Source organism: Butyrivibrio sp. XPD2002 (assembly GCF_000423945.1).
In the GTDB taxonomy this organism is placed as follows: Bacteria; Bacillota; Clostridia; order Lachnospirales; family Lachnospiraceae; genus Butyrivibrio.
Window position 1 is genome coordinate 182,238 of sequence record NZ_AUIY01000008.1, and the last position, 24,312, is coordinate 206,549.

The 24,312-nt window shown below is 44.1% G+C and carries 20 protein-coding genes and 3 tRNA genes; 5 read left to right on the forward strand and 18 right to left on the reverse strand.

The window, feature by feature from the left end:
- Window positions 1-16 precede the first annotated feature (16 nt).
- Window positions 17-985: an ATP-binding protein gene (locus G587_RS0106155; protein ID WP_026491511.1), complete on the forward strand. Its 969-nt coding sequence runs from the start codon at window positions 17-19 to the stop codon at window positions 983-985.
- A gap of 12 nt (window positions 986-997) precedes the next feature.
- Window positions 998-2,197, forward strand: a complete 1,200-nt coding sequence (locus tag G587_RS0106160) for a ribose-phosphate pyrophosphokinase (RefSeq protein WP_026491512.1) — start codon at window positions 998-1,000, stop codon at window positions 2,195-2,197.
- 79 nt (window positions 2,198-2,276) lie between these two features.
- Here the strand turns inward: G587_RS0106160 and G587_RS0106165 are convergent, their stop codons facing one another.
- Window positions 2,277-4,835, reverse strand: a complete 2,559-nt coding sequence (locus G587_RS0106165) for a hypothetical protein (protein WP_026491513.1) — start codon at window positions 4,833-4,835, stop codon at window positions 2,277-2,279.
- A 109-nt stretch (window positions 4,836-4,944) separates the two neighbouring features.
- Between G587_RS0106165 and G587_RS0106170 the strand changes: the two genes are divergently transcribed.
- On the forward strand, window positions 4,945-5,442 hold the full coding sequence (locus G587_RS0106170) for a DUF402 domain-containing protein (RefSeq protein WP_026491514.1): 498 nt from the start codon (window positions 4,945-4,947) through the stop codon (window positions 5,440-5,442).
- Here G587_RS0106170 and G587_RS0106175 read toward each other — a convergent pair.
- From G587_RS0106175 to G587_RS0106195, 5 genes are all read right to left on the reverse strand, one after another.
- Complete coding sequence (locus tag G587_RS0106175; protein WP_155829440.1) at window positions 5,436-6,653, reverse strand: cell wall hydrolase; 1,218 nt, start codon at window positions 6,651-6,653, stop codon at window positions 5,436-5,438. The genes G587_RS0106170 and G587_RS0106175 overlap by 7 nt on opposite strands.
- Before the next feature lie 24 nt (window positions 6,654-6,677).
- On the reverse strand, window positions 6,678-7,160 hold the full coding sequence (locus tag G587_RS0106180; RefSeq protein ID WP_026491516.1) for a deoxycytidylate deaminase: 483 nt from the start codon (window positions 7,158-7,160) through the stop codon (window positions 6,678-6,680).
- Window positions 7,161-7,244: 84 nt separating this feature from the next.
- Window positions 7,245-7,679 (reverse strand): ribose 5-phosphate isomerase B, encoded by a 435-nt coding sequence (gene rpiB / locus G587_RS0106185; RefSeq protein WP_026491517.1) that lies wholly within the window; start codon window positions 7,677-7,679, stop codon window positions 7,245-7,247.
- Between the two features lie 78 nt (window positions 7,680-7,757).
- Window positions 7,758-8,816 carry an L-threonylcarbamoyladenylate synthase gene (locus G587_RS0106190; protein ID WP_026491518.1) on the reverse strand — a complete coding sequence of 353 codons (1,059 nt, stop codon included), beginning with the start codon at window positions 8,814-8,816 and terminating at the stop codon, window positions 7,758-7,760.
- Between the two features lie 25 nt (window positions 8,817-8,841).
- Window positions 8,842-10,560 carry a glycosyl hydrolase family 18 protein gene (locus G587_RS0106195; RefSeq protein WP_026491519.1) on the reverse strand — a complete coding sequence of 573 codons (1,719 nt, stop codon included), beginning with the start codon at window positions 10,558-10,560 and terminating at the stop codon, window positions 8,842-8,844.
- 777 nt (window positions 10,561-11,337) lie between these two features.
- Between G587_RS0106195 and G587_RS0106200 the strand changes: the two genes are divergently transcribed.
- Window positions 11,338-12,102, forward strand: coding sequence for an adaptor protein MecA (locus G587_RS0106200; RefSeq protein ID WP_026491520.1), 765 nt, complete (start codon window positions 11,338-11,340; stop codon window positions 12,100-12,102).
- A 194-nt stretch (window positions 12,103-12,296) separates the two neighbouring features.
- On the opposite strand, the gene nifJ is transcribed toward G587_RS0106200, so the two are convergent.
- Window positions 12,297-15,824 (reverse strand): pyruvate:ferredoxin (flavodoxin) oxidoreductase, encoded by a 3,528-nt coding sequence (gene nifJ, locus G587_RS0106205; protein WP_026491521.1) that lies wholly within the window; start codon window positions 15,822-15,824, stop codon window positions 12,297-12,299.
- A gap of 432 nt (window positions 15,825-16,256) precedes the next feature.
- Between nifJ and G587_RS0106210 the strand changes: the two genes are divergently transcribed.
- Window positions 16,257-16,427, forward strand: a complete 171-nt coding sequence (locus G587_RS0106210) for a DUF362 domain-containing protein (RefSeq protein WP_022760404.1) — start codon at window positions 16,257-16,259, stop codon at window positions 16,425-16,427.
- 95 nt (window positions 16,428-16,522) lie between these two features.
- Here G587_RS0106210 and dnaB read toward each other — a convergent pair whose 3' ends face one another.
- The 11 genes from dnaB to G587_RS0106265 all read right to left on the reverse strand — a co-directional run bounded on the left by dnaB (window position 16,523) and on the right by G587_RS0106265 (window position 24,263).
- Window positions 16,523-17,881 (reverse strand): replicative DNA helicase, encoded by a 1,359-nt coding sequence (gene dnaB / locus G587_RS0106215; protein ID WP_026491522.1) that lies wholly within the window; start codon window positions 17,879-17,881, stop codon window positions 16,523-16,525.
- A gap of 1 nt (window position 17,882) precedes the next feature.
- A complete protein-coding gene (gene rplI / locus G587_RS0106220; protein WP_026491523.1) occupies window positions 17,883-18,329 on the reverse strand; it encodes a 50S ribosomal protein L9 in 447 nt (148 codons plus the stop codon).
- A 41-nt stretch (window positions 18,330-18,370) separates the two neighbouring features.
- Complete coding sequence (locus G587_RS0106225; RefSeq protein ID WP_026491524.1) at window positions 18,371-20,422, reverse strand: DHH family phosphoesterase; 2,052 nt, start codon at window positions 20,420-20,422, stop codon at window positions 18,371-18,373.
- A gap of 448 nt (window positions 20,423-20,870) precedes the next feature.
- Entirely contained in the window at window positions 20,871-21,134 is a 264-nt protein-coding gene (gene rpsR, locus G587_RS0106230; RefSeq protein WP_022763528.1) for a 30S ribosomal protein S18, read from the reverse strand.
- Window positions 21,135-21,191: 57 nt separating this feature from the next.
- Window positions 21,192-21,650: a single-stranded DNA-binding protein gene (locus G587_RS0106235; RefSeq protein WP_026491525.1), complete on the reverse strand. Its 459-nt coding sequence runs from the start codon at window positions 21,648-21,650 to the stop codon at window positions 21,192-21,194.
- A gap of 22 nt (window positions 21,651-21,672) precedes the next feature.
- The gene (gene rpsF / locus G587_RS0106240) at window positions 21,673-21,963 is read right to left on the reverse strand and encodes a 30S ribosomal protein S6 (RefSeq protein ID WP_022763530.1); all 291 of its coding nucleotides are present in this window, start codon (window positions 21,961-21,963) and stop codon (window positions 21,673-21,675) included.
- Window positions 21,964-22,169: 206 nt separating this feature from the next.
- The gene (locus G587_RS0106245; RefSeq protein ID WP_026491526.1) at window positions 22,170-22,886 is read right to left on the reverse strand and encodes an NAD-dependent protein deacylase; all 717 of its coding nucleotides are present in this window, start codon (window positions 22,884-22,886) and stop codon (window positions 22,170-22,172) included.
- 41 nt (window positions 22,887-22,927) lie between these two features.
- On the reverse strand, window positions 22,928-23,830 hold the full coding sequence (locus G587_RS0106250) for a S1 RNA-binding domain-containing protein (RefSeq protein ID WP_026491527.1): 903 nt from the start codon (window positions 23,828-23,830) through the stop codon (window positions 22,928-22,930).
- Between the two features lie 160 nt (window positions 23,831-23,990).
- Window positions 23,991-24,061 (reverse strand) — tRNA-Cys (locus G587_RS0106255).
- Between the two features lie 6 nt (window positions 24,062-24,067).
- A tRNA-Glu gene (locus G587_RS0106260) sits at window positions 24,068-24,139 on the reverse strand.
- Window positions 24,140-24,190: 51 nt separating this feature from the next.
- Window positions 24,191-24,263: transfer RNA gene (locus G587_RS0106265), tRNA-Asn, on the reverse strand.
- Window positions 24,264-24,312: the final 49 nt, after the last annotated feature.

A 24,312-nucleotide genomic window follows, 5' to 3' on the forward strand; every position in this document is an offset into this window, starting at 1 on the left:
GGAGGGGAACATCGCTATGGCATTAACAAACACTCAGTATGATGAAATCATGCACGATTACGAGAGACTTCGTACTCTCAAGAGAAGTGAGCTTACCAAGCGAATCAGGTATGTTGAGCAACATGTTCCTGGCTACCTTGATCTCGAACAGGAGACAGGAAAAAGAAGCGCAGCCTTCGGGCGTCGCCTCTTAAACGGGGAGAAGTTGGACAAATCCGAGCTTCACAGACAGCTGGCAGAGGTTTCCGAACGAAAACTCAGCCTTCTTCGTGAAGCCGGACTTTCCGACGATTATCTTGAAATGGAATATGAATGCCCATTTTGTAAGGATACCGGTTATGTCGGTAACGAAAAATGTGCATGCTTCAAGCAGAAAATAATTGAGCGCCTCTATGCCCAGTCCAATATCAACAAGCTGGCAGAAGAGGCTAATTTCAGTATTTTATCCGAAGATTACTACGAAGGGGAGGATCTGGATCGTTTTCGCGGTGCAGTCAGAACTTCGAAAGAATTTATTAAGAATTTTGAAAGTTTATACCCAAACCTCCTCTTTTATGGTACAGTTGGTACTGGTAAATCATTCCTTTCCATTTGTATTGCTAAGGAAATCCTTGAAAAAGGGCATTCCGTGTTGTATTTCAGCGCTGCTTCCCTCTTTTCACTGATCCAGACCAATACTTATGATTTCAAAAAATCAGAGGAGCTGAGGTCACTTTATGACGACCTTTACAATACAGAACTTCTCATAATTGATGACCTGGGGACTGAGCATGTTTCTAATACATCGATTCCTCAGCTTTTTACATGCATTAATGAGAGACTGAACAGGAATAAATCTACCATTATCACAACCAATTTTTCTTTGGACGACATCAAGTCCATGTATTCAGAGCGCGTATCCTCCCGAATCGCCAGCTCATATCATCTTTGCAAGCTGACGGGCAAGGATATCCGCATTATGAAAAAGGTCCAGAATAGAAAGTGAGGAATTTTGGCAATGCCAAGAAGAGAAGAAAAACGTAACCTTGAAACTATCCCTGTTGGATCATTGGGAATCATTCCCCTTAAGGGATGCGAGTCACTTGGTGAAAAGGTAGACTACTACCTCGTAAAGTGGCGTCAGGAACGCGAGAACGAGCACAAGGGCAGCCTTGCATTTACAGGCTATGAACGTCCCTCCTACCTTTTGAAGGCTGAGGTTCCGAGATTCGGAAGCGGTGAAGCCAAGGGTGTGATCAAGCAGTCTGTAAGAGGTGACGATCTCTACCTCATGGTTGACGTTTGTAACCACTCTCTTACTTATTCACTTTTCGGAAAAGAAAACCACATGTCTCCTGATGATCACTATCAGGATCTTAAGAGAATAATCGCGGCAGTAGGTGGTAAGGCCAGAAGAATCACAGTTATCATGCCTTTCCTTTATGAGAGCCGTCAGCATAAGCGTACTTCCAGAGAATCTCTTGACTGCGCAATCGCACTTCAGGAGCTCGTAGGAATGGGCGTTGACAACATCATCACATTTGATGCTCACGATCCCAGAGTACAGAATGCTATTCCTTTAAGCGGATTTGAAACCGTTCGTACTACTTACCAGTTCATAAAAGCACTTCTTAAAAATATAAATGACCTTCAGATCGATTCAGACCACATGATGGTTATTTCCCCTGATGAAGGCGGAATGGGCCGTGCAATCTATCTTGCAAGCGTTATGGGTCTCGACGTTGGAATGTTCTACAAGCGCCGTGACTACACTCAGGTTGTGGATGGAAGAAATCCTATCGTATCTCATGAGTTCCTCGGAACTTCAGTTGAGGGCAAGGACGTTATCATCGTAGACGATATGATCTCCTCAGGTGAGAGTATCTTCGACGTTGCAAGAGCTCTTAAGCAGAGAAAGGCAGCAAGAATCTTTGCATTCTCTACATTCGGACTCTTCACAAACGGTCTTGATAAATTTGATAAGGCTCATGAGGAAGGCCTCATCGACAGAGTACTCACAACTAACCTTATTTATCAGACACCCGAGCTTCTCTCCCGTGACTGGTACATCAGCTGTGATATGAGTAAGTACATCGCTTACCTCATCGATACTCTTAACCACGACGCTTCTATCAGCGATCTTCTTAATCCTGTTGAGCGTATTAACAGCATCATCGCAAGATATAAAAACGGCGAGCTTGAGAAAGATCCTCAGTAATAATATTAGATAATAAAAAACAACAAAAATATAACCACCAGGATTTCCAAAGTCCTGGTGGTTTTCATTTGTTCCATAATCAGTTTTCAAGTCCCGGCAGATAGGTTATGAAGTGGTTACCATTGTTCTCAAGAAGAGATGTGGTGTCGCCCCTTCCCAGCTTATAAACTTGACCAGTTGAGGGTTCGAGAAGAACCGTATTTAGATCATTGAAGCCTATGATAAGAAGGCTGTTACCGTCGTTTAATGTAGCCATAACAGGAATGTCCTGATTTACATAGTAGAGCATTGCCTCCATGGGACATCCGTCAAGCTCAAGTATTCTCGTATTAACAAGGCTGTTTGAGAGGATATCCACTACAGAATCTCCCTGCTCCAGCATGGACTTTGCATTAACGCTTATACCCTTGTGCTGCAGTATAAGGTCGAGACATACGCTTGTCGAATCCTCGGAAGACATATTCTCCCAGTCCTCAGCGAGGTTCGTTATATACATGATCTGATTTGAAGCAAGAAGGTTACCTCTTACCCATACATACTGATTCACATCATTTGTCACAACTCCGGTAGCATTGTAAGCGCTTGTTACCGCTTCTGCCGGATTGTCACATACCTTTTCAAGGCCGTAAAGCCCATATACGAAGTAGTAGGGTTCTGTCTCAGCATCTCTGTCTGACTTTATATCTACCTCGCGGCTTCCTTCATACAGGGTCATGTTCGGTGTCTGAACTATAAGTGACTTCTTCTTGATGTTACTCTTTACATTTATCTGAGTGACATTCTTATAATTTTCAGTAGCTGCCACTGTAACGAAGTTGCTTCCGACCTCTTTCTTAAGAGTACTCATGATCTGGTCATCAATCAGCTCGTCGTAGAGACCGCTACCATCATTCCAAGCAGCCCTTGATAATCTTATAAGGTTATCCTCGATGGAAATATCTGTAACAACACCCTGGTTGGGGCTGTAATTCTCTAAGATATTACCTTCGCTATCCACAATGTGGACGCTGTACATTCCGTAGACCTTGGTTCCCATACGATCCGTATGAACGTCATACTCATGAACCATTCCGTAAACAAGGTCCTCACCCATGAAGCCCAGAACCCTTATGAGGTCGCCTGATTCAGCCTGTATATCTGACTGCGCCTGAGTGCTCAGGTTCATGATCTGCACACTCTTGTTATCCACATCCTGCCATGCGATTATGCTTCCTGTATCAGAGATGCAGTATCTGTCCTCCGAAATGTTCTCGATAAGCTTCTTCTGGTTTCGCTGCTCAAGATCGATCATATAGATATCGCCCTCAACCTTCATGAAAAGGTCACCGCCAGTGCTGGCAAACAGCACATTTTCAGAATAAGCGCGAACTATATCCTGGTGAAGATTGGAGGGGATAAAGGCCATCTCCTCGATGGTGTTAAGCTGTGAGTCATAGTTATAAATAGCATTACCAACGCATCCCTCGTGATCTCCGCGGTTCATGTAACCGGAAACCGCAAAGCGTACATTTCCTGCTTCATCAACGTTCAGGATATGAATCGTATTTCCTTTATAGGTCGCTCTGTCGTCCGCGTAATCCTCGTTATAGAATCCAAATACCAGAGCTATCTTGTTACTTGTACTATTGTAAACATAAAGTCTGTCCTGACTGATAAAGGCAAAAACGCCGCCACCGTCGCTCTCCTTTATAGAGACACCGGGATCAGTTATCCACAAACTTATGACATTATCCGTAAGATCTGAGGTGTCCGCATTGAACACATAATTCATTTTTCTGTCAAAATTGAGGAGGTAGATTCTGTCGGTCGTGTATCTTATTCTGTAGGCTTCCTCGACATCGTAGAGCTTCTCTGATCCATCCACAGTCTTCTGAACAACCTGGTATTCCAGGTCGATTGTCGAAGTCTGGGGCTGAATATCCCTGATAAAGATCTTCGGCTCAGAGTGACTTGCTATATTAAGATCACCCCAGGTTACCTGATCAAAGCTGCTGTTTATGCTCACATGAGAAAAGCTCGTATTATCTTCATCTGCGTTGGATTCAAGATAATTTGATATTTCCTCAGAAGCTGCCACCTTATCGAAGGTCTTACTGCTGAAGTTCAGTGCAAAGTCCACAGCCTCGTTCACATGGAAGGATTCGTCACTCTCAGGCCACATGATCCTTGTGTAGTACCTTGCTGTCTGGCCGTTAACGTTAGCAAGAAGAACCAGCATGTACTCGTGACCTGCGTCGATCAAATCCTTCATCGTAAAGCTCCCCTTGATGATATCTCCGTCCCTTGAAAAGTCCGTGATCTCGGAATTCTCTACAAGACTGTTACCTGAAGCCTGTCTTACCTCGAATTTTAAATCCGTTACGTCCTCTCCATAGGTATTCATCTGGAAGGATATGCCTCTTTGAGCTGTTGTGAGCAGGATCTCTCCTCTCATATGGGCCACATCCATCTCTGTGGCGTACCCATGAAGCATATTCACCTGTTTTCCGTTAGAATCAAATGTTACAGTGGGAAAAGTAGGAGCACCCATCTTGGCTGTCATGTCGACAGTCTCAACATTGGTGAAGTGCCCTATCAGAAATATGGAAACTATAAATACTACTATTGTATATATTATCTTAAAGATAGCGTTTTTCATTACAAATCCTAATCCTTAATTCCATTGACTTATTACACTCATCGCGGTAATATTTTTCTAACTTCTAAACGTTTATAGCCAGCGCATGATAGCGCAGATAGGGGGAATCATGAGTTACCCTGTTCTTTACCGCAAACGTATTATTCCGGATGAATGTATTCTTTTGAAGGATGATCAAATCCTGCAATGTGATGATAACACTATTGTCACTGCATGGAAAGCGATACATCCCCGGTCTGATCTGTCTCACGGATATTCCATCTATTATTTAAAACGCGGATACAAGATTAGCAAATTTTACCGCGCAGATTCCAGCCTTATGTACTGGTACTGCGATATCGTGGATTATCAGAAAGGACCTGAGGAGAATTCTGTTCTTACCCTCGATCTTCTCGCCGATGTGGTCATCTACCCCGACGGCAAGATACGCATCCTTGATCTTGATGAGTTAGCAGAAGCCTTCGAAAAGCAGCTCATAGATGAAAAGCAGCTAAGACAGGCTCTCACCTCTCTCGGTGATCTTATGGATGCGATTTATGAAAACAGCATTTCTGCCCTTGAAGCGCCTATTATAAAGGCTCTCGCTGCAAAGGTTCTGGATCAGTAGAATACGTGTCCGCCGATATTTATTCCGGAAAGTCCCGGAATAGGAGTACGGAAGTATACGCAGTTTCCTACGTTTGTGGCTCCGCCCATGGCAGCGTCTGCTGCCTGATAACAAGATTCTGTAGCACTTCCGTTAGCAAGTGCAAGCGCAAGCCTTCCGCTTCCGACAGGTGAAAACTGTCCTGACTGATATATAACTCCGACTACCGTATCCGGGTAGACCGAGCTCAAAACCCTGTTAATAACTACTGCACCAACAGCGACCTTACCCTCGTAGGGCTCACCACCTGCCTCGCAGTAGATAAGATTCGCAAGAAGGTATCTGTCACCCTCTGCAAAACTTACTTCTGAGATATTTCTCCATTTTGATTTCGCTGCCAGCTTTGACAGTCTTATTTCCTCAGCAAGCTTAGCCTCAAGAGCCTTTACATCTTTATTCTGCTCCTCGACCTGGGACTCGTATGCCCTTGCCTGCTCCTCTATATCCTTTGCCTCTTCCTCGGCAGTAGAAATATTCTGCTTATACTGGCTGATACTTCCGTTGGTCTCAGTGACAAGACCGGAAACTCTGCTCTGCTCAGCCTCAACCTGATCCTTGCACTCATCAAGCTCTGCTTTTTCAGTCTGGAGAGCCTTTTCCTTGGCATCGATATTCACACAGGTTTCCTTGTACTGCTCGAGCATTTTTCTATCATAGGCCGAAAGCGCCGCAACATAGTCACTCTGATTAAGGAAATCAGCAAAACCACCCACATCTGTCAGCATATCAAGGAGCATGAAGCCCTGCTTCTCATAGATGAACTGCACGCGCTTTTTCATGGCTGCGTACTGCTCGTCCCTTGTGCTTATAGCAGCAGCCAGCTCATCCTGAGTGGTACTTATCTCCTCCTCCTTGACTTCTATCTGTCCTTCAAGGTCTTCTAAGTTGCTGCTAACCTCAGCAAGCTGCTCATTCAGATCGTTCAGCTTACTCTCAAGGACAGTTTTCTCCTTATGGAGATTACCGATGTCGTCCTTTTTTTCCTCAAGCTGATCCTGAGTATCACTCAGCTGATCCTTAGTATTATTAAGTTTATCCTTTGCTTCCTGAAGTGCCTTCTTGGTTTCCTCTGTTGCATGTACACTTATCGCCGGCTTTCCCAGATTTAGGCATAAAACCGGCAACAGCGCAAGTGCGCTGAGGCGAAAGGCCTTTCCCCAATAACTTTTCACTCTCAACCTCTGATAGTTTTTGTTTTATATTTCTATATGGATATTTTTACCTGATCTGCTATATGCAGTGTACTTAACTCCAGCGGCATCGAACATCTTCTTGGATGCTCTCGTTGCTGCTGATGAGCTGTACTTATCACTGTCATATACTACTTCCTTTATCCCCGACTGAATGATAGCCTTTGCACATTCATTGCAGGGAAAAAGTGATACATAGAGCTTTGCGCCATCAAGACTTCCGCCTCTGTAATTAAGAATGGCATTTAGCTCACTGTGGGTAACATAAGGATATTTTGTAGAAAGTTCATCCTCCCCGTCCCTCTCCCAAGGGAAGCTGTCATCGTCACAGCCGATAGGGAATCCGTTATATCCCATGGATAAAATCTTGTTGTCCTGACTTACGATACAGGTTCCAACCTGAGTGTTAGGATCCTTTGAGCGCATAGCTGCAAGCTTTGCAACGCCCATGAAATACTCATCCCAGGATATGTAATCTTCTCTTTTCATACTCCAGTCCCCCTTTTTCAATTTCTACCCTCTTATTCACCTTGCCTTACAGGCAGAAGGTGGCACGCTGTGCCGATGAGGGTATTACTCCATATCAGTAATCTCGCCGATTCTTCTTACATGCTTCTCAAGTCCTGAGAAGTCTGTATCCAGGAAGGTATCAACGATATCGATTGCCATGTCGGGACCGATAAGTGCCCCGCCCATTGCAAGTACGTTGGCATCGTTATGCTCTCTTGTAAGTCTGGCTGAATGAGGCTCGCTGCAAAGTGCACATCTAACGCCCTTAACCTTGTTGGCAACGATTGAGATACCGATACCTGTTGTGCAGATAACAATACCCTTCTCACACTCGCCGTTTGCTACAGCCTCAGCTGCTGCCTTACCGAAAATCGGGTAATCGCAGGAGTTCTTGTCATAGGTACCAAAGTCCTTGTACTCAATGCCTCTCTCCTTAAGGTGCTCGATTACCACCTGTTTAATGTCAAATCCGCCGTGATCACTACCAAGTGCTATCATTTTTTCATACTCCTCTTTTTATATTTATTGCAGTTCCTACTATATAAAAATAGCGGCCGCAACTGTTTACTTTTCCTGTCAGATCCTGACTACCTTATGGCCTGCTGCCTTAAGAAGTCTGTTCATTATGGCCTGTCCGATCCCGTTCTCATTAAAAGCCTCGGAATACATGCAGCCTACATTCTCATCATCGAACTGTCTGAGTATGCTAAAAAGGTTCCTTGCAATCTCTTCCTCGTCGTCTCTGTTACCTGCGCTTTTAACAACATCCGCTTTATACAGATCTCGTGTCTCTGATGTAGCTATAACACCGGTCTTAACACCCTCCGCGCGAAGCTTTTCGATTTCCTTATTTATATATTCGGTAACCTTTTCGGGATCTCCCTCAACTATTGTGAGGTCACCCTTAGGTGCATAATGTCTGTACTTCATTCCCGGAGCCTTGGGCTTAACACCGCTGTCAGCACTAAGAATCGTCTTATCTATGCTGACACCGCCTAAGATATCATCAAGCATCTCCCTTGTGACATATCCGGGTCTAAGTATCATCGGAGGCTCCACAGTAAGATCAACTATTGTGGACTCTAGGCCTATTCCAACCTGGCCTCCGTCGATTATCATCTCAACTCTGCCGTCCAAGTCCTCCACGCAGTACTTCGCCTCCGTGGGACTTGGTCTTCCTGACAGATTAGCACTGGGAGCAGCTATATAGCCTCCCGACTGCCTTATCAGCTCAGCCGCAATCTTGTTACTTGGCATTCTGATCGCCACAGTATCAAGTCCCCCCGTGGTCTCATAGGGAACGGCATCTGATTTATTCATGATCATGGTAAGAGGTCCCGGCCAGACCGCATCTGCAAGCTTATAGGCTTCCTCCGGAACTTCCTTAACTATCTTCTCTATTGATTCCATATCCGCCACATGAACTATAAGTGGATTATCTGAAGGTCTGCCCTTAGCGGCGTAGATCTTCTTAGAGGACTCTGGATTAAGCGCATCTCCGCCAAGTCCGTACACGGTCTCTGTAGGAAAAGCGACAAGCCCTCCCTTTTTAATTATCTCCCCTGCATGCTTTAAAGCTTCAAGGGCCTTTTCATCTATATTCTGTTCGTCTATTATTACTACTTCTGTTTCCATCTGTTACTTCTATTTAAAACCTCAATTACTTACTCATATAATCCGCGATAACATCCCATGCATCAGGTGACTCAAAGCCAAGAGCCCACTCTGCAACGCCAGCAATTCCTTTGCTCTGCATAACGCCAAGCTTAGCCTCTAAGGATCTCGCATCCTCATTCCATATCTGATAGAAATCGCCATTCTCGGCTGTCTTTTCGCCGTAGTACTGGCAGGTCGCCTCATCCCACTTAAGCTCGATGCCGTTTTCAGAGATAAAGCTTGCTGCTCCATCCATGTGAAGAGCTTTACTTGAGAGCTCTCCTCCGCTGGTTGTCCAGAGTCTTGTATAAAAAGGAACTGCATTTACAAGCTTGGAAGCAGGAACCTCCTCCAGCGCTTTTTCAATTCCTGTAGACACATAGCTGATAGAAGCAACTGAACCGGCTTCCTCAGAGCCTGCATAGTGCTCGTCGTATCCCATGATTACCACATAGTCAGCAACAATGCCCTGCTCTGTGAGATCATAGTGATCGTTGAAATCCATCGGCACATAGTTGTCGATAGACATGATTATATTATTCTGGCGGCAAGCCACTGAAAGCTCTCTTAAGAACTCAACATAGGACTCCGCGTAGCTCTCGCCGATAAGCTCGAAGTCAACATTTATTCCCTCGAAGCCGTACTCAGCCTGCTGAGCCAAAAGGTTAGAAATAAGGTTTGCACGGGCAGAAGCGCTTGAAAGCACAGCCTCTGTATCCGGCTTATTCTCATTATTAAAGTTATCAACAACAGCCCATACCTGAATTCCGCTGGCATGTGCAGCTGTTATGTAATCGTGTGTTGCATAGCTAGAGATATTGCCCTCGGTATCTGAAAGTGAGAACCATGTAGGTGCGATCACGTTAAGACTCTTCGCCTGAGAGATAATACCTGAAACTGACTCATTACCTGCGATTCCACCGATGGGATGGAAGCCCATGTTGATCTTACCTTCCATGGAAATGGAGGTGTACTCACCAAGGCCCACCTTGTTCGGATTAGCATCACCTGTAAGTACTCCGGGTGCGATATCCTTCAGATGCTTGTTCTCAACATATCCTATCTGAGCATCGGCTGTTATGATCCTTGACCACTCCTCCATCTGCTCCACAACGGTCACAGTTCCTGCCATCGCGGTGCTGACAACCTCGCTCTTTCTTCCGCCGAGCCTTCTTATTGCGATGTCCTTTTTCAGAGTTCCGACCTGAACCTCTTTGCCGGGCGCAGTGAATATCCTTACTCTCGCAGGACCCTCGTCCACAAAGCCCTGGTAGGTGTTATCCGTAAACATGCTGATGTAATCAAGTGAAACATAAAGAGTCTCACCCTCAAGAATTGCAGCAGCTGTATCAAGACTTATGCTGTCTCCCGCTGTAGAAGTGATAGTACTGTCACCCACAGCGCAGGTATAGATCGCATTAGGTCCCGTATAAACTATGATTCCGTCCGCAGCGCCATAGTAGAATCTGCTGCTTACATACTGATGAACCAGATTGTAATCAAGATAGAACTTCTCATTTAAATAGGCCGCCTTCTCCTCCATGAGCTCGTCATCTATGAAAAGAACTGCCTGCTTTGCATCCGTAAGTCCGTAGTACTCGTTTAAATCTGCTTTATCCTTTGTATATGAAAAATGCTCCAGTAAAATCTGTGCTGCATATATAAGTCCAATAATTATAATAAGGGCGATTATGATAATCACCGGTTTAATCTTTTTTTTCATTTAAAAATACCGACTCCTTTCAATCGCCTCATTATACCATAATATTCTGTTTTGTTGCCATTTTCTCGGCGATTCATCTGATATTGTGCTTCTTACCCATGGACAAATCTTAAAAAATCATAGAATGCCTTAACTTGTCTTAATTCCGGCATGTACTCTGCTGGTGGGGCCAACATGATGAATTCCTTTTCAATCTGCTTTTTTTGTCAACTGTTTCGATATGAGAATAGACCTTCAGACACCAAAAAGAGCAAGCGGATTCGTATCAATCCTCTACCTAGTGATAATTTCCCAAGTGCTTCTTATAAGTCTGATAGAATAATTCTCCGGGTAATAAAAGTAAGATCAGAGATCGCCGACTAATGGCACTGGTGCCACTGTTGTATCACAATCTTTATCTTCTAAAAACTATTCCTGCAAGTTTGTTGTTTGTTTGTAAATGGATACAGGTATATTTTTTGATTTCATTCCGAGATTATCGGTTGATCTTGTAAGACGTTCCACACAGACTGTGTGAAACATTTTTATTAAACTGTTTGTGTACATGCCTCCTCCCTGATACTCTTTACAGAGGCACCACGAGTATGTAATATACACGACGCTAATCATAATGTCAACAACGAATTTCAATATTTTATAAATTTATAATTTTCTTCATATGTATGAAATTTTAAAACATACCGATACATCTATTGACACACGTTGTTGTTTCATTTAACATATAAAAACCATTACTAGATTTTACTATAACCTTTATATAGATAGGGAGGGCATCGCATGAAAATCGAACGAGTTAATGATTCTCAGATTCGATGCACACTCACAAAGGAAGATTTAGCAAGCAGAGAGCTTAAGATCAGCGAGCTTGCATATGGAACAGATAAAGCTAAGGACCTGTTTCGCGATATGATGCAGCAGGCCAGCTACCAGTTCGGATTCGACGCGGAGGACATTCCTCTTATGATCGAAGCTGTTCCGATCAATTCCGAGTGCATCGTTCTCATTATAACTAAAGTAGAAGATCCCGAGGAGCTTGACACACGCTTTGCCAACTTCTCACCCGCACTTCAGAGCGAGATCACTGGCTCTGAGGATGATGATGAGTCTGAAGAAGACGTTATGGATCTTTTCCAGAAGCTCAAAAATGATACAGCTACAGATTCCGATATGATTGACAGGGTTCTTGGTAACAGCAAGCCTGCAAAGGCTAGACCTGCTGCTTCAGGAAGCACCGGTAAACCTGGTGTTGATCCCTTCTTCCTTTTCTCATTCGGATCAATGCATGACGTGATGGAGTTCTCATCACTTAATAAGGTAACTTTGTCCGTAAGGAATACTTTGTATAAAAATGACTCAACCGGAAGGCTCTATCTGTTGATCCATCCTGATAATGAATCAGCTGCTAACCTTCAGAAGCTCTGCACTCTACTTTCCGAATATGGTAAGTCAGAGTCCTCAAGCTCCATCAGCGAGCAGTTCCTCAATGAGCACTACAGCGTGATCATTAAGGACGAGGCTATTCAGAAGCTTTCACAGATTTAATATGAACTACTAAAACCGAGGTTTATGGCCTCGGTTTTTTATTGCTCTAATATGCATTTTTTCCTAAGTAAAAAGGCTCCGGAGATTTCTCTCCGAAGCCTTTCCAAAATTTCATAATGTAGTTCTGCTCTCGCTTCGCTCGCCAGAACAAAGTAGTACACTAAGCTCGAAAAAACCGCGCTAAGTGATTACTTTTATTTAGAATAAAGAGTAACGAGCTTGTTCAGGTAGTCAAGACGCTCCTGAGCGTTCTCCTTAGACTTAGCATAGAGCTTCTGTGCTCTCTCAGGATTCTTGAGCTTAAGTGAAAGGTATCTAACCTCACCGTCAAGGAAGTCCTGATACTCCTCTGTAGGAGCCTTGCTGTCAAGTGAGAACTTCTGCTCTGCAGCAGGATTGAATCTGAACATATGCCAGTATCCTGTAGCAACTGCCTTCTTCTCTTCGTCCATAACCTTGTTCATGCCGGCCTTAAGACCCTGGTTGATACAAGGAGCATAAGCGATGATGAGTGAAGGTCCCGGATATGCCTCAGCCTCTGCGATTGCCTTAAGTGTCTGGTTCATATCAGCACCCATAGCGATCTGAGCAACGTATACATAACCATAGCTCATTGCGATAGAAGCAAGATCCTTCTGCTTGATCTCCTTACCGCCTGCAGCGAACTGTGCTACAGCACCTGTAGGAGTAGCCTTTGAAGACTGTCCACCTGTATTTGAGTAAACCTCAGTGTTAACAACGAGAACGTTTACATCCTTACCGGAAGCAAGTACGTGATCGAGACCACCGAATCCGATATCGAATGCCCATCCGTCACCACCGAAGATCCACTGTGACTTCTTAGCTGCGAAGTCCTTATTCTTAAGAACATACTTAGCAGCATCTGAGCTGTCGCTTGCAAGTGCAGCTACGAGCTCTTCTGTAGCAGCTGTGTTTGTAGCGCCGTTAGCAAATGTATCGAGATACTTCTGAGCAGCATCCTTAGCAGAACCGCCAGCAGCAACGATCTCTTCTACCTTTTCCTTAATAGCGTCACGGAGTGCGTTCTGTGCAAGAACCATACCGAAACCAAACTCAGCGTTATCCTCGAACAGGGAGTTATCCCATGCAGGACCCTGACCCTTTTCGTTTACTGTGTAAGGTGTTGAAGGTGAGGAGTTACCCCAGATTGATGTACATCCTGTAGCGTTAGCAACGTACATTCTGTCACCAAAGAGCTGAGTAACAAGCTTAACATAAGGTGTCTCACCACAACCTGCGCAAGCGCCTGAGAACTCAAGGAGAGGCTGCTTGAACTGTGAACCTCTGATTGTTGTCTCTTTAAGCTTCTCAACAACTTCTGTCTTAACAGGAGTCTTAACTGCATAGTCGAAGTACTTCTGCTCGTCCTTGTTCTCTGCGATAGCACCCATCTTAAGTGTCTCGCCAGCCTTGTTACCTACGCAGACATTAGCGCAAGATCCGCAACCTGTACAATCAAGTGCAGAGATAACAACTGAGAACTTGTATCCGGGAACTCCGTTGAGATCCTTTGTCTGAAGTCCTTCAGGAGCCTTAGCAACTTCGTCGTCTGTAAGAGCAACTGTTCTGATTGCAGCGTGAGGACAAACGAGTGAACAGAATCCACACTCTACGCACTTTGTAGCATCCCACTTCGGAACGTTAACTGCGATACCTCTCTTCTCGAATGCAGCAGATCCACTAGGTGTAGAACCGTCAACATAAGGAAGAAGGTCAGAAACCTTAAGAGTGTTACCTTCCTGAGAGTTAACCTTGGACTGGATATTGTTAACGAAATCTACAACGTCCTTACGATCGCCCTTAGCTTCTGTGAACTCAAGGCCTTCGTCCTTAGCATCCTTCCAGCTTTCAGGAATCTCTACCTTGATGAGGTTCTTCGGATCAGCACCTGCATCGATAGCATCCCAGTTCTTCTTAACGACATCTTCACCCTTACGGCCGTATGTCTTCTGAGCAGCATCCTTCATGAACTTGATTGCATCTTCTTCAGGAATGATCTTTGTGATGTTGAAGAATGCAGACTGAAGGATTGTGTTAATTCTTGTAGGACCCATACCTACTTCAACACCGATCTTAGAACCGTTCATGATGTAGAAGTTGATCTTGTGGTCATACATGAACTTCTTAACCTGTCCGGGGATCTCAGCCTCAAGCTGATCTACTGTCCAAGGGCAGTTAAGAAGGAATGATCCTCCATCAACAAGCTCCTGAACCATGTTGAACTTGCGGATGTATGAAGGATTGTGGCAAGCTACAAAGTTAGCCTTCTTGATGAGGTAAGTTGACTTGATAGGAGTCTTACCAAATCTAAGGTGAGACATTGTAACACCACCTGACTTCTTAGAGTCATAATCAAAGTATGCCTGAGCATACATATCTGTGTTATCACCAATGATCTTGATGGAGTTCTTGTTAGCACCAACAGTACCGTCAGCACCAAGACCCCAGAACTTACAGTTTGTTGTTCCCTCGGGAGTTGTAACAAGGGGAGCACCTGCATCAAGTGAAAGATGTGTTACATCATCATTGATACCGATTGTGAACTGTTCCTTATCTGTGTTGTTGAATACAGCAACGATCTGCTCAGGAGTTGTATCCTTAGAACCAAGACCGTAACGCCCGCACATAACAGGAACTGACTCAAACTTAGTGCCCTTAAGAGCTGCAATAACATCAAGAGCAAGAGGCTCACGGTAAGAACCGGGCTCCTTTGTTCTGTCAAGAACAGCGATTCTCTTAACGCTTGCAGGGATAGCGCTGGCAAGTGCCTTAGCATCGAAAGGACGATAAAGTCTAACCTTAACTACGCCGACCTTCTGGCCCTTGTTTGCAAGGTAGTCGATTGTCTCTTCGATTGTATCGTTTACAGAACCCATAGCGATGATGATTGTCTCAGCATCAGCAGCTCCGTAGTAGTTGAAGAGCTTGTAATCTGTTCCAAGCTTAGCATTAACCTTGTCCATGTACTTCTGAACAATTGCAGGAAGCTCATCATAACCAGTGTTGCAAGCTTCTCTTGCCTGGAAGAAGATATCAGGGTTCTGAGCTGAACCCATCTGACGAGGGTGATTCGGGTTAAGAGCGTTAGCCTTGAACTCGTCAATTGCCTCGTGATTTACCATCTCGTCGAGATCCTTGTAATCCCAAACCTCGATCTTCTGGATTTCGTGTGATGTACGGAAACCATCAAAGAAATTAATGAAAGGAAGTTTTCCCTCGATAGCAGCCATGTAAGATACAGGTGTAAGATCCATAACCTCCTGTACACTTGAGCTGCAGAGCATTGCTGCACCAGTCTGGCGGCATGCATAAACGTCAGAGTGATCGCCGAAGATGTTCAGCGCATGTGAAGCCACACAACGAGCTGATACATTGAATACACCGGGGAGTCTCTCACCTGCTACTTTGTAGATATCGGGGATCATAAGAAGAAGTCCCTGTGATGCAGTGTAAGTAGATGTAAGTGCACCTGCTACAAGAGATCCGTGTACAGCACCTGCTGCACCTGCCTCGGACTGCATCTCTGTGATCTGTACTGTACGACCGAAGATGTTCTTCTTGCCGGCAGTAGCCCACTCATCAACATGCTCAGGCATAACTGATGAAGGTGTGATCGGGTACATGGCAGCAACTTCAGTGAATGCATATGAAGCATATGCAGCAGCTTCGTTACCGTCCATGGTTTTCATGTTTCTTGCCATTTCTATTCCTCCTACCTTAAATAATGTATTGTAACCATAGGGGCAAAGAAAAAAACCGGAATTCCTATGATTACTTTGACTTGGATTTCCAGGATAGGCATGTTAAGCTTTTACACACCTATGCCGTAAAACCGCTAATATGCGCACTACGCGCAATTTAAATTCTAACATTGTGATTATTCAAAGTCAACGCAAATACGGCATTTCCACGCTTTAGCATTGATAATTTTTCTAAACAAAATAACGAAAATATAAAAAAAATAAATCTTTTATAAACAACCTTTTTATAGATAAAAGTTATCGTTAAATTGCTTGCGAAAAAGAAACAATTATATTATCATATCTTTTGTAGTAGGTAATATGGATTGGTAACGGCTAATACCGATCATCTCACATATTACTAACTTTTATTTCAGGAAGGAGATTTTTGATATGGCATACGTTATTAGTGATTCTTGCATCAGCTGCGGATCATGTGCAGGTCAGTGCCCTGTATCTGCTATTTCTCAGGGAGACTCACAGTTCAACATCGATCCTGATACATGCATCGACTGCGGTTCTTGCGCAGCTCAGTGCCCTGTTTCAGCTATCTCTCAGGGCTAATTGCACAATTGCAAATGAAAACAAGAAACTCCGAAGCGAAAGCTCCGGAGTTTTTTATTACCCTCATCCGTCACGAAGTGACGGATGAGGGGATATTATTCTATATTACTCTTCCTGGAAGGCTCTAAGTTCGCGAACTTCGTAAACTCAGGCAACCATGCCAGCTCAACGGTTCCAATCGGACCATTTCTCTGTTTAGCAATAATGATCTCTGATACGCCCTTCCTGTCGGTATCCTTGTTATAGTAGTCATCACGATAGATGAACATAACCATATCCGCATCCTGCTCGATGGCTCCGGATTCACGAAGGTCTGACATCATAGGTCTGTGATCAGGTCTTGACTCAACCGCACGGGAGAGCTGTGACAGCGCCACAACCGGCACATTCAGCTCACGGGCAAGAGCCTTAAGTGATCTTGAAATCTCTGATACCTCCTGCTGTCTTGACTCGGAGGAGCGCTTACCGCTACCACTCATCAGCTGCAGGTAGTCGATCATGATAATATGGAGATTGTGCTCCATCTTGAATTTTCTGCACTTAGACTGGAGCTCCTGGATTGATATACCCGGGGTGTCATCGATAATAAGGTGAGACCTTCCGATAAGATCTGCACTCTCGATAAGATTTTCCCAGTCCATATCTGTCATGTTACCTGTTCTGATGTGCTGTGAATCAACGTGTGACTCCATTGACATCAGACGGTTAACCAGCTGCTCCTTTGACATTTCCAGAGAGAAAACCGCAACGGTTTTATCCTGATGGAAAGCCATATGCTGCGCAATATTCAAAACAAACGCCGTCTTACCCATTGAAGGACGGGCCGCAATAAGAATAAGGTCAGAGGGCTGGAATCCAGCCGTTCTGTAATCCAGATCCGTAAAGCCTGTGGACAGACCAGTTACAGTTCCCTGCATCTTACTTGCCTGCTCGATCTTATTAAGGGCATTCATTACAACTTCACTGATAGGCACGAACTCACCGCTGTTACGAAGCTGTGTGATTCTGAAAATCTCCTTCTCAGTGTCAGTCATAAGATCCTGAAGATCCATGTTGTCGTTGTAGCAGTTGTTTATGATATCACCGCAGGAATGAATGAGCTCTCTAAGCTTACTCTTTTCATGAACAATCTCCGCATAGAACTTCACGTTAGCAGAAGTGGGCACGGCCTCAGCCATTCCCAGAATGTAGTTCATATCATAAACCTGCGGAGGCGCATTCTTTTCCTTAAGATGATTCTGCAGAGTGATGCCGTCGACAGGTGTTCCCTCCTTGTGGAGCTCAACCATGGCTTCGAATAGCATTCCCAGCTGTCTGTTATAAAAATCGTCACCGGTTATGATCTCGGATGCAATCTGAATCGCATCCTTATCTATGATCATGGCACCAACCACCGACTGCTCAGCCTCAAGGCTGTTGGGCATGGTGCGCTGTATTACATTTTCTTCAGGCATATCAAGCCTCCGTTACAGAAACCTTAAGTGTAGCAGTAACCTGTGGATGAAGCTTTACAGGAACCTCTGTTGTACCAAATGTACGGATGGGTTCAGGGAGCTGAATCTTTTTCTTATCGATATCAAATCCGCACTGTTTCTTAGCCTCTGTCGCAATCTCCTTGGAAGAAACTGAACCGAAAACTCTTCCGCCCTCACCTGCCTTCATGGTGAGACGAACAGTTGCCTTCTCGATCTCCTTTGCGTAATCCTGCATCTTCTCAAGAAGAGCCTGCGCATCGCGGGCATCCTTTGCCTTCTGATTTTTGAGATTTGTAAGATTTGCCTTTGTAGCCTCGACACCGAGCTTTTTAGGCAAAATGAAATTAGAAGCGTAACCGTCACTAACCTTGACTACGTCACCTTTTTTTCCAAGAGACTTAACGTCCTCCAACAATATAACTTCCATGAAAATACTCCTCCGTAATCTTTAAATATCAAATATTGAAATTATGAGAGCTCTCCTGCCTCGATCATGCTATCAAGCGTGCTCTTCACCATATTGATAGCTTCTTCGTTACTAATGCCCTCAAACTGACATCCGGCAGAATTGATATGTCCGCCGCCGCCAAGCTTCTCCATTATTATCTGCACGTTAACTTCATCAATAGATCGTGCACTTACATAGATCTGATTCTGATACTGGGTAAGCGTAAAGCTGGCCTTAACACCCTTGATGTTAAGAAGCTCGTTTGCAGCCTGCGCAGCCACAATCGTAGGGCTCTGAACCTCCTCAGTTGCACATACTGAAATAGCATAGGCACCGCGGTAAATCTCAGCCTGACCAACCGCATCAGCCTTAGCCTTGTACTCAGTTGCATCCTCTCTAAAGAGCTTTCTTACGCGTGTAACATCCGCACCATTTCTTCTAAGGAAAGCTGCTGCCTCAAAGGTTCTGACACCTGCCTTGTTCATGAAATTGTTGGTATCTACAACAATTCCCGAATACATACTGTCAGCCTCTTCAGGTCTTATCTTAACTGTCTCGTCAATATACTGCAGAATCTCTGAAACCATCTCGCAGGCACTTGATGCATAGGGCTCTACGTATGAAAGCGTAGCGTTCTCAATTACCTCAGCGCCCTGTCTGTGGTGATCCAGCACAACTATGGTCTTACAGAACTTAAGAAGCTCAGGACACTCAGTGATACTGGGCTTATTTACATCCACAACCACGAGAACAACGTTATTACCTGCAATATCAATAGCCTGCTGATTGCTGATGATCATATCAGACTCGTATTCCGGATTATCCTTGAAAAGGTCAACCAGAGGCTTCATTGAATTAGTCACATCATTTAAAACGATATGGCATCTTCTATCCAGAGTCTTGGCGATTCTGTAAATACCAACGGATGAACCAAAGCTGTCAACGTCGCCAAGTCTGTGACCCATAACGATAACGGTATCTTTTCCGTTTATGATCTCCTTAAGAGCATGAGCCTTAACTCTCGCCTTAACGCGGGTACTCTTCTCAACCTTCTGGCTCTTTCCTCCGAAGTACATGATCTCATCCGGAGTCTTAACAACAGCCTGGTCACCGCCTCTACCGAGAGCGACATCAATGGCATTTCTTGCAAACTCATAGTTCTGCGCATAGGAAAGACCGTCAAGACCAACGCCCACACTAAGTGTAACCGCCATCTCGTTACCGATGTTTACAGTCTTAACATCCTCAAGGATATCGAAGCGGACTTCCTTCAAGTATTGCGCTGACTTCTTAGGCATTACTACGAAGTACTTATCCTTCTCAATCTTCTTGGCAATACCATCGCAGGTTGCGATGTACTTATTGATCTTTCTATCGATAAGCGCTGTGAGCAGAGATCTTCTGACTTCCTCTACGCTCTCCAAGGCCTCATCATAGTTATCGATGTAAATAAGACCTGCAGCAAGACTCTGGGAATCAACCTCGTTTATAGCCAGTTTTAATGCTGTCTCATCAAAGAGATAAACCGCTATAAGGTATCCCTCGTATCCATCAGACTCGATAATGTCGCTGTTAAGAGCCATCTCCTCAAGGGATATCTTCTTCATCTTCAGAGTATAGAAATTACCCTCGAACTCGACATCCTGATGAGACTCCTCATCTCCTGTAGGGAATCTCTCCGGAGTGATAGTGGGAAAAAGCACAGAGATAGGCTTATGAAATCCCTTCTCCTGGTGCACAGCCTTCTCGAAGGCCGCATTAGTCCACACAATCTTACCGGTATCATCCAAAAGCGCATGGGGAAGATCCAGCTCCCTTAAGAGCCTTTTCTGAATCTGGCCATACTCAGTAGCAAAGCTGACCAGCTCATTCATAATGATCGGCTTGTTGTAAAAATCAAGATACAAAACAGCCATGAAATATAAAGCAGCAAATGCCGCAACAATAAGCCCCGCAGTGAAATCCACTGTAAAAACAGCAACCATCACGAGCGCAAGAAGTATTCCAAGATAAATAAAAATACGAAGAAATGTTTTCAGTTTCCCCTTTAACTTTATTCTATTCTTCGGCATAACCTCTTTCTCCATCCATAATGCGATATCTCGCCTATATATACCATATAATAATAGCATAAATAAAAAGCTATATGAAGAAGTTAATTATTTCAGGAATTCCTCTATACCGTCCCAATCAAAGGGCATAGTATCCCAAGGATCAAAGCTGCAAATATAGTCAATGACAATATATATTTAAAACCCTTGGTATGATTTCTATTCATAATCCATCAGCCCCCTAAGCAGTTTATCGAAGTTCATCCCTTGGCCAATCGAATTCATACTAACCCAATATACCATAATAATTATACGGAATAGCGTATATGCTGACAATTAAACCTTTATAAAACTATCGAGAATATTCTATATAGTCAGCCTCGAACAGGATATTTTGAGATAAAAAAAGACACTTCTTAGAATTTCTTCTAAAAAGTGTCTCTAAATAACTATTCAAATAGCAATGCTATTATTCTGCCTCGTAAGGCATAAGTGCAAGGTGTCTTGCACGCTTGATAGCTGATGTAAGCTCTCTCTGATGCTTAGCGCAGTTACCTGTGATACGTCTGGGAAGGATCTTTCCACTCTCGGAAACAAACTTCTTCAGCTTTGCTGTATCTTTGTAATCAATAACATTGTCTTTTCCACAGAAAACGCAAACTTTCTTTCTTCTGTGCATACCACCTTTTCTTCTTACAGGAGAATCGGTTCTATCAGACTTATTGAAAGCCATTGTGGTACCTCCTTATCGAATTTCAGTTGACAACGCCCATCGGGCATTACAAATCAATTAATTGAATGGAAGCTCCTCATCAATTCCGTCAGGAACATTGATGAAACCATCTGCAGGACCGTTGCTGCTAGGAGCATCGAATCCAACGGGCTGTGAGCCACCTGAGAATCCTCCGTTTCCGCCCTGAGCGTTCTTGCTCTCAGCGAATTCCTGATCCTCAACTACAACTTCAGTAGTGTATACTTTCTGGCCATCCTTATTGGTATAGCTACCAGTCTGGATGCGGCCTGTTACGGCCATCTTGGTTCCCTTTTTAAGATATTTCTCAGCGAACTCTCCGGCCTTGCCAAACGCTACGCAGTTAATGAAATCTGCTGTCTGACCGTCCTGATTGTTTCTGTTGAATCTTCTGTCTACTGCAAGTGTGTATCTTGCAATTGCAAGAGAACTCTCCCCCTGAGAGTATCTAACCTCAGGATCTCTTGTTAAACGTCCCATAAGTATAACTTTATTCATATTTTTTCTCGTCCTTTTCTATTTAGGCCTCGTCCTGCTTAACAAGCAAATAACGAATGACGCCATCGACGATGCGGACACGCTTCTCGATATCAGCAGGAGCTGTAGGCTCTGCATCGAAGTGAATGAAATAGTAGAAGCCTTCATTCATCTTGTCGATTTCGTAAGCAAGCTTCTTCTTGCCCCACTCATCAACATTTGTGATCTGTCCGCCGAATCTCTCGATCAAAGCTTTGCACTTGTCAACAGCTGCTGCTCTGGCGTCGTCTTCGATCTTTGCGTTAACGATAACGGCTAACTCATATTTTGTCATGCTTTCTTTACCTCCTTTTGGTCTCTGGCTACCGTTTTCAGTACGGTAACAAGGAAATTATCACAGAGATAGACTTTACCACAAAATATGAAATCATGCAAGCAAAAAAGGCCTAATTTATGATAGTCAGAATATGCTTCCAATATTCTGACTATTCATTCCTTCTATATATAGTGTTTTCGATTACCCAAAACTGCTTTTTAATACTATAGCTGGCTAAATACCTCTCCAATAGGTCCCTGGATCACAAGATCCGCCTGAGAGTCCCTTGTCGTCGCCTGCTTATTTACCAAGACAAGCTTGTGACCGCGATAATAATCAATAAGTCCGGCTGCCGGATATACAACAAGTGATGTTCCGCCGATTATGAGCACATCTGCATTAGAGATATAGCCAACAGCTTTGCTCATGACGTCCATATCAAGGCCTTCTTCATAGAGAACAACGTCAGGCTTAATCCTTCCGCCGCAGTCGCAGTAGGGAACACCCTCGCACTCAGCCATGAAATCAAAGTCATAGAATTTACCGCATCTCTCACAGTAATTCCTGTGTACGCTGCCGTGGAGCTCCAATACCTCTTTGCTTCCAGCAGCCTGATGAAGACCATCAATATTCTGAGTAATAACAGCCTTAAGCTTACCCTGTTTTTCCCACTCAGCGAGCTTTAAATGCGCCTTATTTGGCTTAATTCCCTTCACAAGGAGCTTATCCTTATAGAATCTGAAAAACTCCTCAGGCATTCTCATATAAAAGCTGTGACTAAGCATCTGCTCCGGAGGATACTTGTAGTGCTGATGATACAGACCATCCTCACTTCTAAAATCCGGAACACCGCTCTCCGTAGATACTCCTGCACCTCCGAAGAACACGATATTGTCAGAACCATCTATAAGCTCTTTTAACTCTCTAATCTTGTCATCCATAGCTAACCGCCTTTCCCCCATGAAAACCGTCGCCTACAGTATTAGAAACCAGCCTTCTTTAACAGATCTGCAAGTGAAGTTGTAGCCTCACCCTCGCTCTCAAATTCAATCTTCTCTTCTGTAATCTCTGTTGCAGCTACGTCCTGAAGAGCCTTCATGCTGAGACTGAGCTTTCCGTCCTTGATAGCTGTAACCTTGACCTTAACCTTATCACCAACCTTAAGAACAGCGCTGGGATGAGCGATTCTCTGATTTGAGATCTGAGAAATATGCACAAGACCTGAAAGACCGTTACCAAGGTTAATGAATGCACCATAGTCCTGAAGACTCTCAACTGTACCCTCAGTTACAAGACCTACCTGAACATTAGATACCTTCTGAGCTCTCTCCTCATCTGCCTTCTCTCTTAAGATCTCTCTTGCTGAAAGAACAAGCTTCTTTTCCTTCTCATCAGCAGTGATAACTCTAACCTCTAACTTCTTACCTACGAAGTCATTAAGAGCATCCTCTTCGATGTAGTTAAGTGAAAGCTTAGAAGCGGGAATAAACGCTCTGATACCCTCAAGGTAGCAGACAACACCACTCTTAACTGCTTCGCTTATAGTAACAGTAACGTTCTCCTTGCTCTCAAGAAGTGCCTTTAACTTATCCCAGGCAAGAACCTGTGTAGCCTCTTTCTTAGAAAGAAGAATGTTGCCATTGCCATCATCGGTTGCTACTACTGTAGCCTCTACCTCATCACCGACCTTGATGTCAGTTCTGATATTGAACTTAGGATCATCACTTAAATCCTCAGCCTTTATAACACCCTGAGTGTAATATTTGATATCAAGAAGTACATAGGTATCCTCGATGCCAATTACAGTACCTGTAAGGATATCCCCCTCTTTAATCTGTCTAAAGGATCTGTCTATCTCATCCTTAAAATCTTCCATTGATTCCATTTTAGAAATTCCTCCCTCCTTAGTCCGTCTATACGCGAACAAAACTTTTCTTTTATCATCTGAAATAAATTATACACCGCTGAATTGAAGAATTGTACCAATAATTTATACAATAAAAAAGCCTTAAATGCTTCTCTTAGCATTTAAGACTTACTCTTAAAGGTGACTGACGGATTTGAACCGACGATCAGGGAGTTGCAGTCCCACGCCTTACCACTTGGCTAAGTCACCATGTAATGACTCCGACGAGGCTCGAACTCGTGTTACCGCCGTGAAAGGGCGATGTCTTAACCACTTGACCACGGAGCCGTGTTTTTCCTGCCTCGCAGGCTCTTCGATTGTAGAACTCCGTACAACCAGCTCCCCAAGTAGGACTCGAACCTACGACACTTCGGTTAACAGCCGAATGCTCTACCGACTGAGCTATTGAGGATTATTCCGTACCTTCAAAACCGAACACTGAATTTCATCTTGATCCGTTA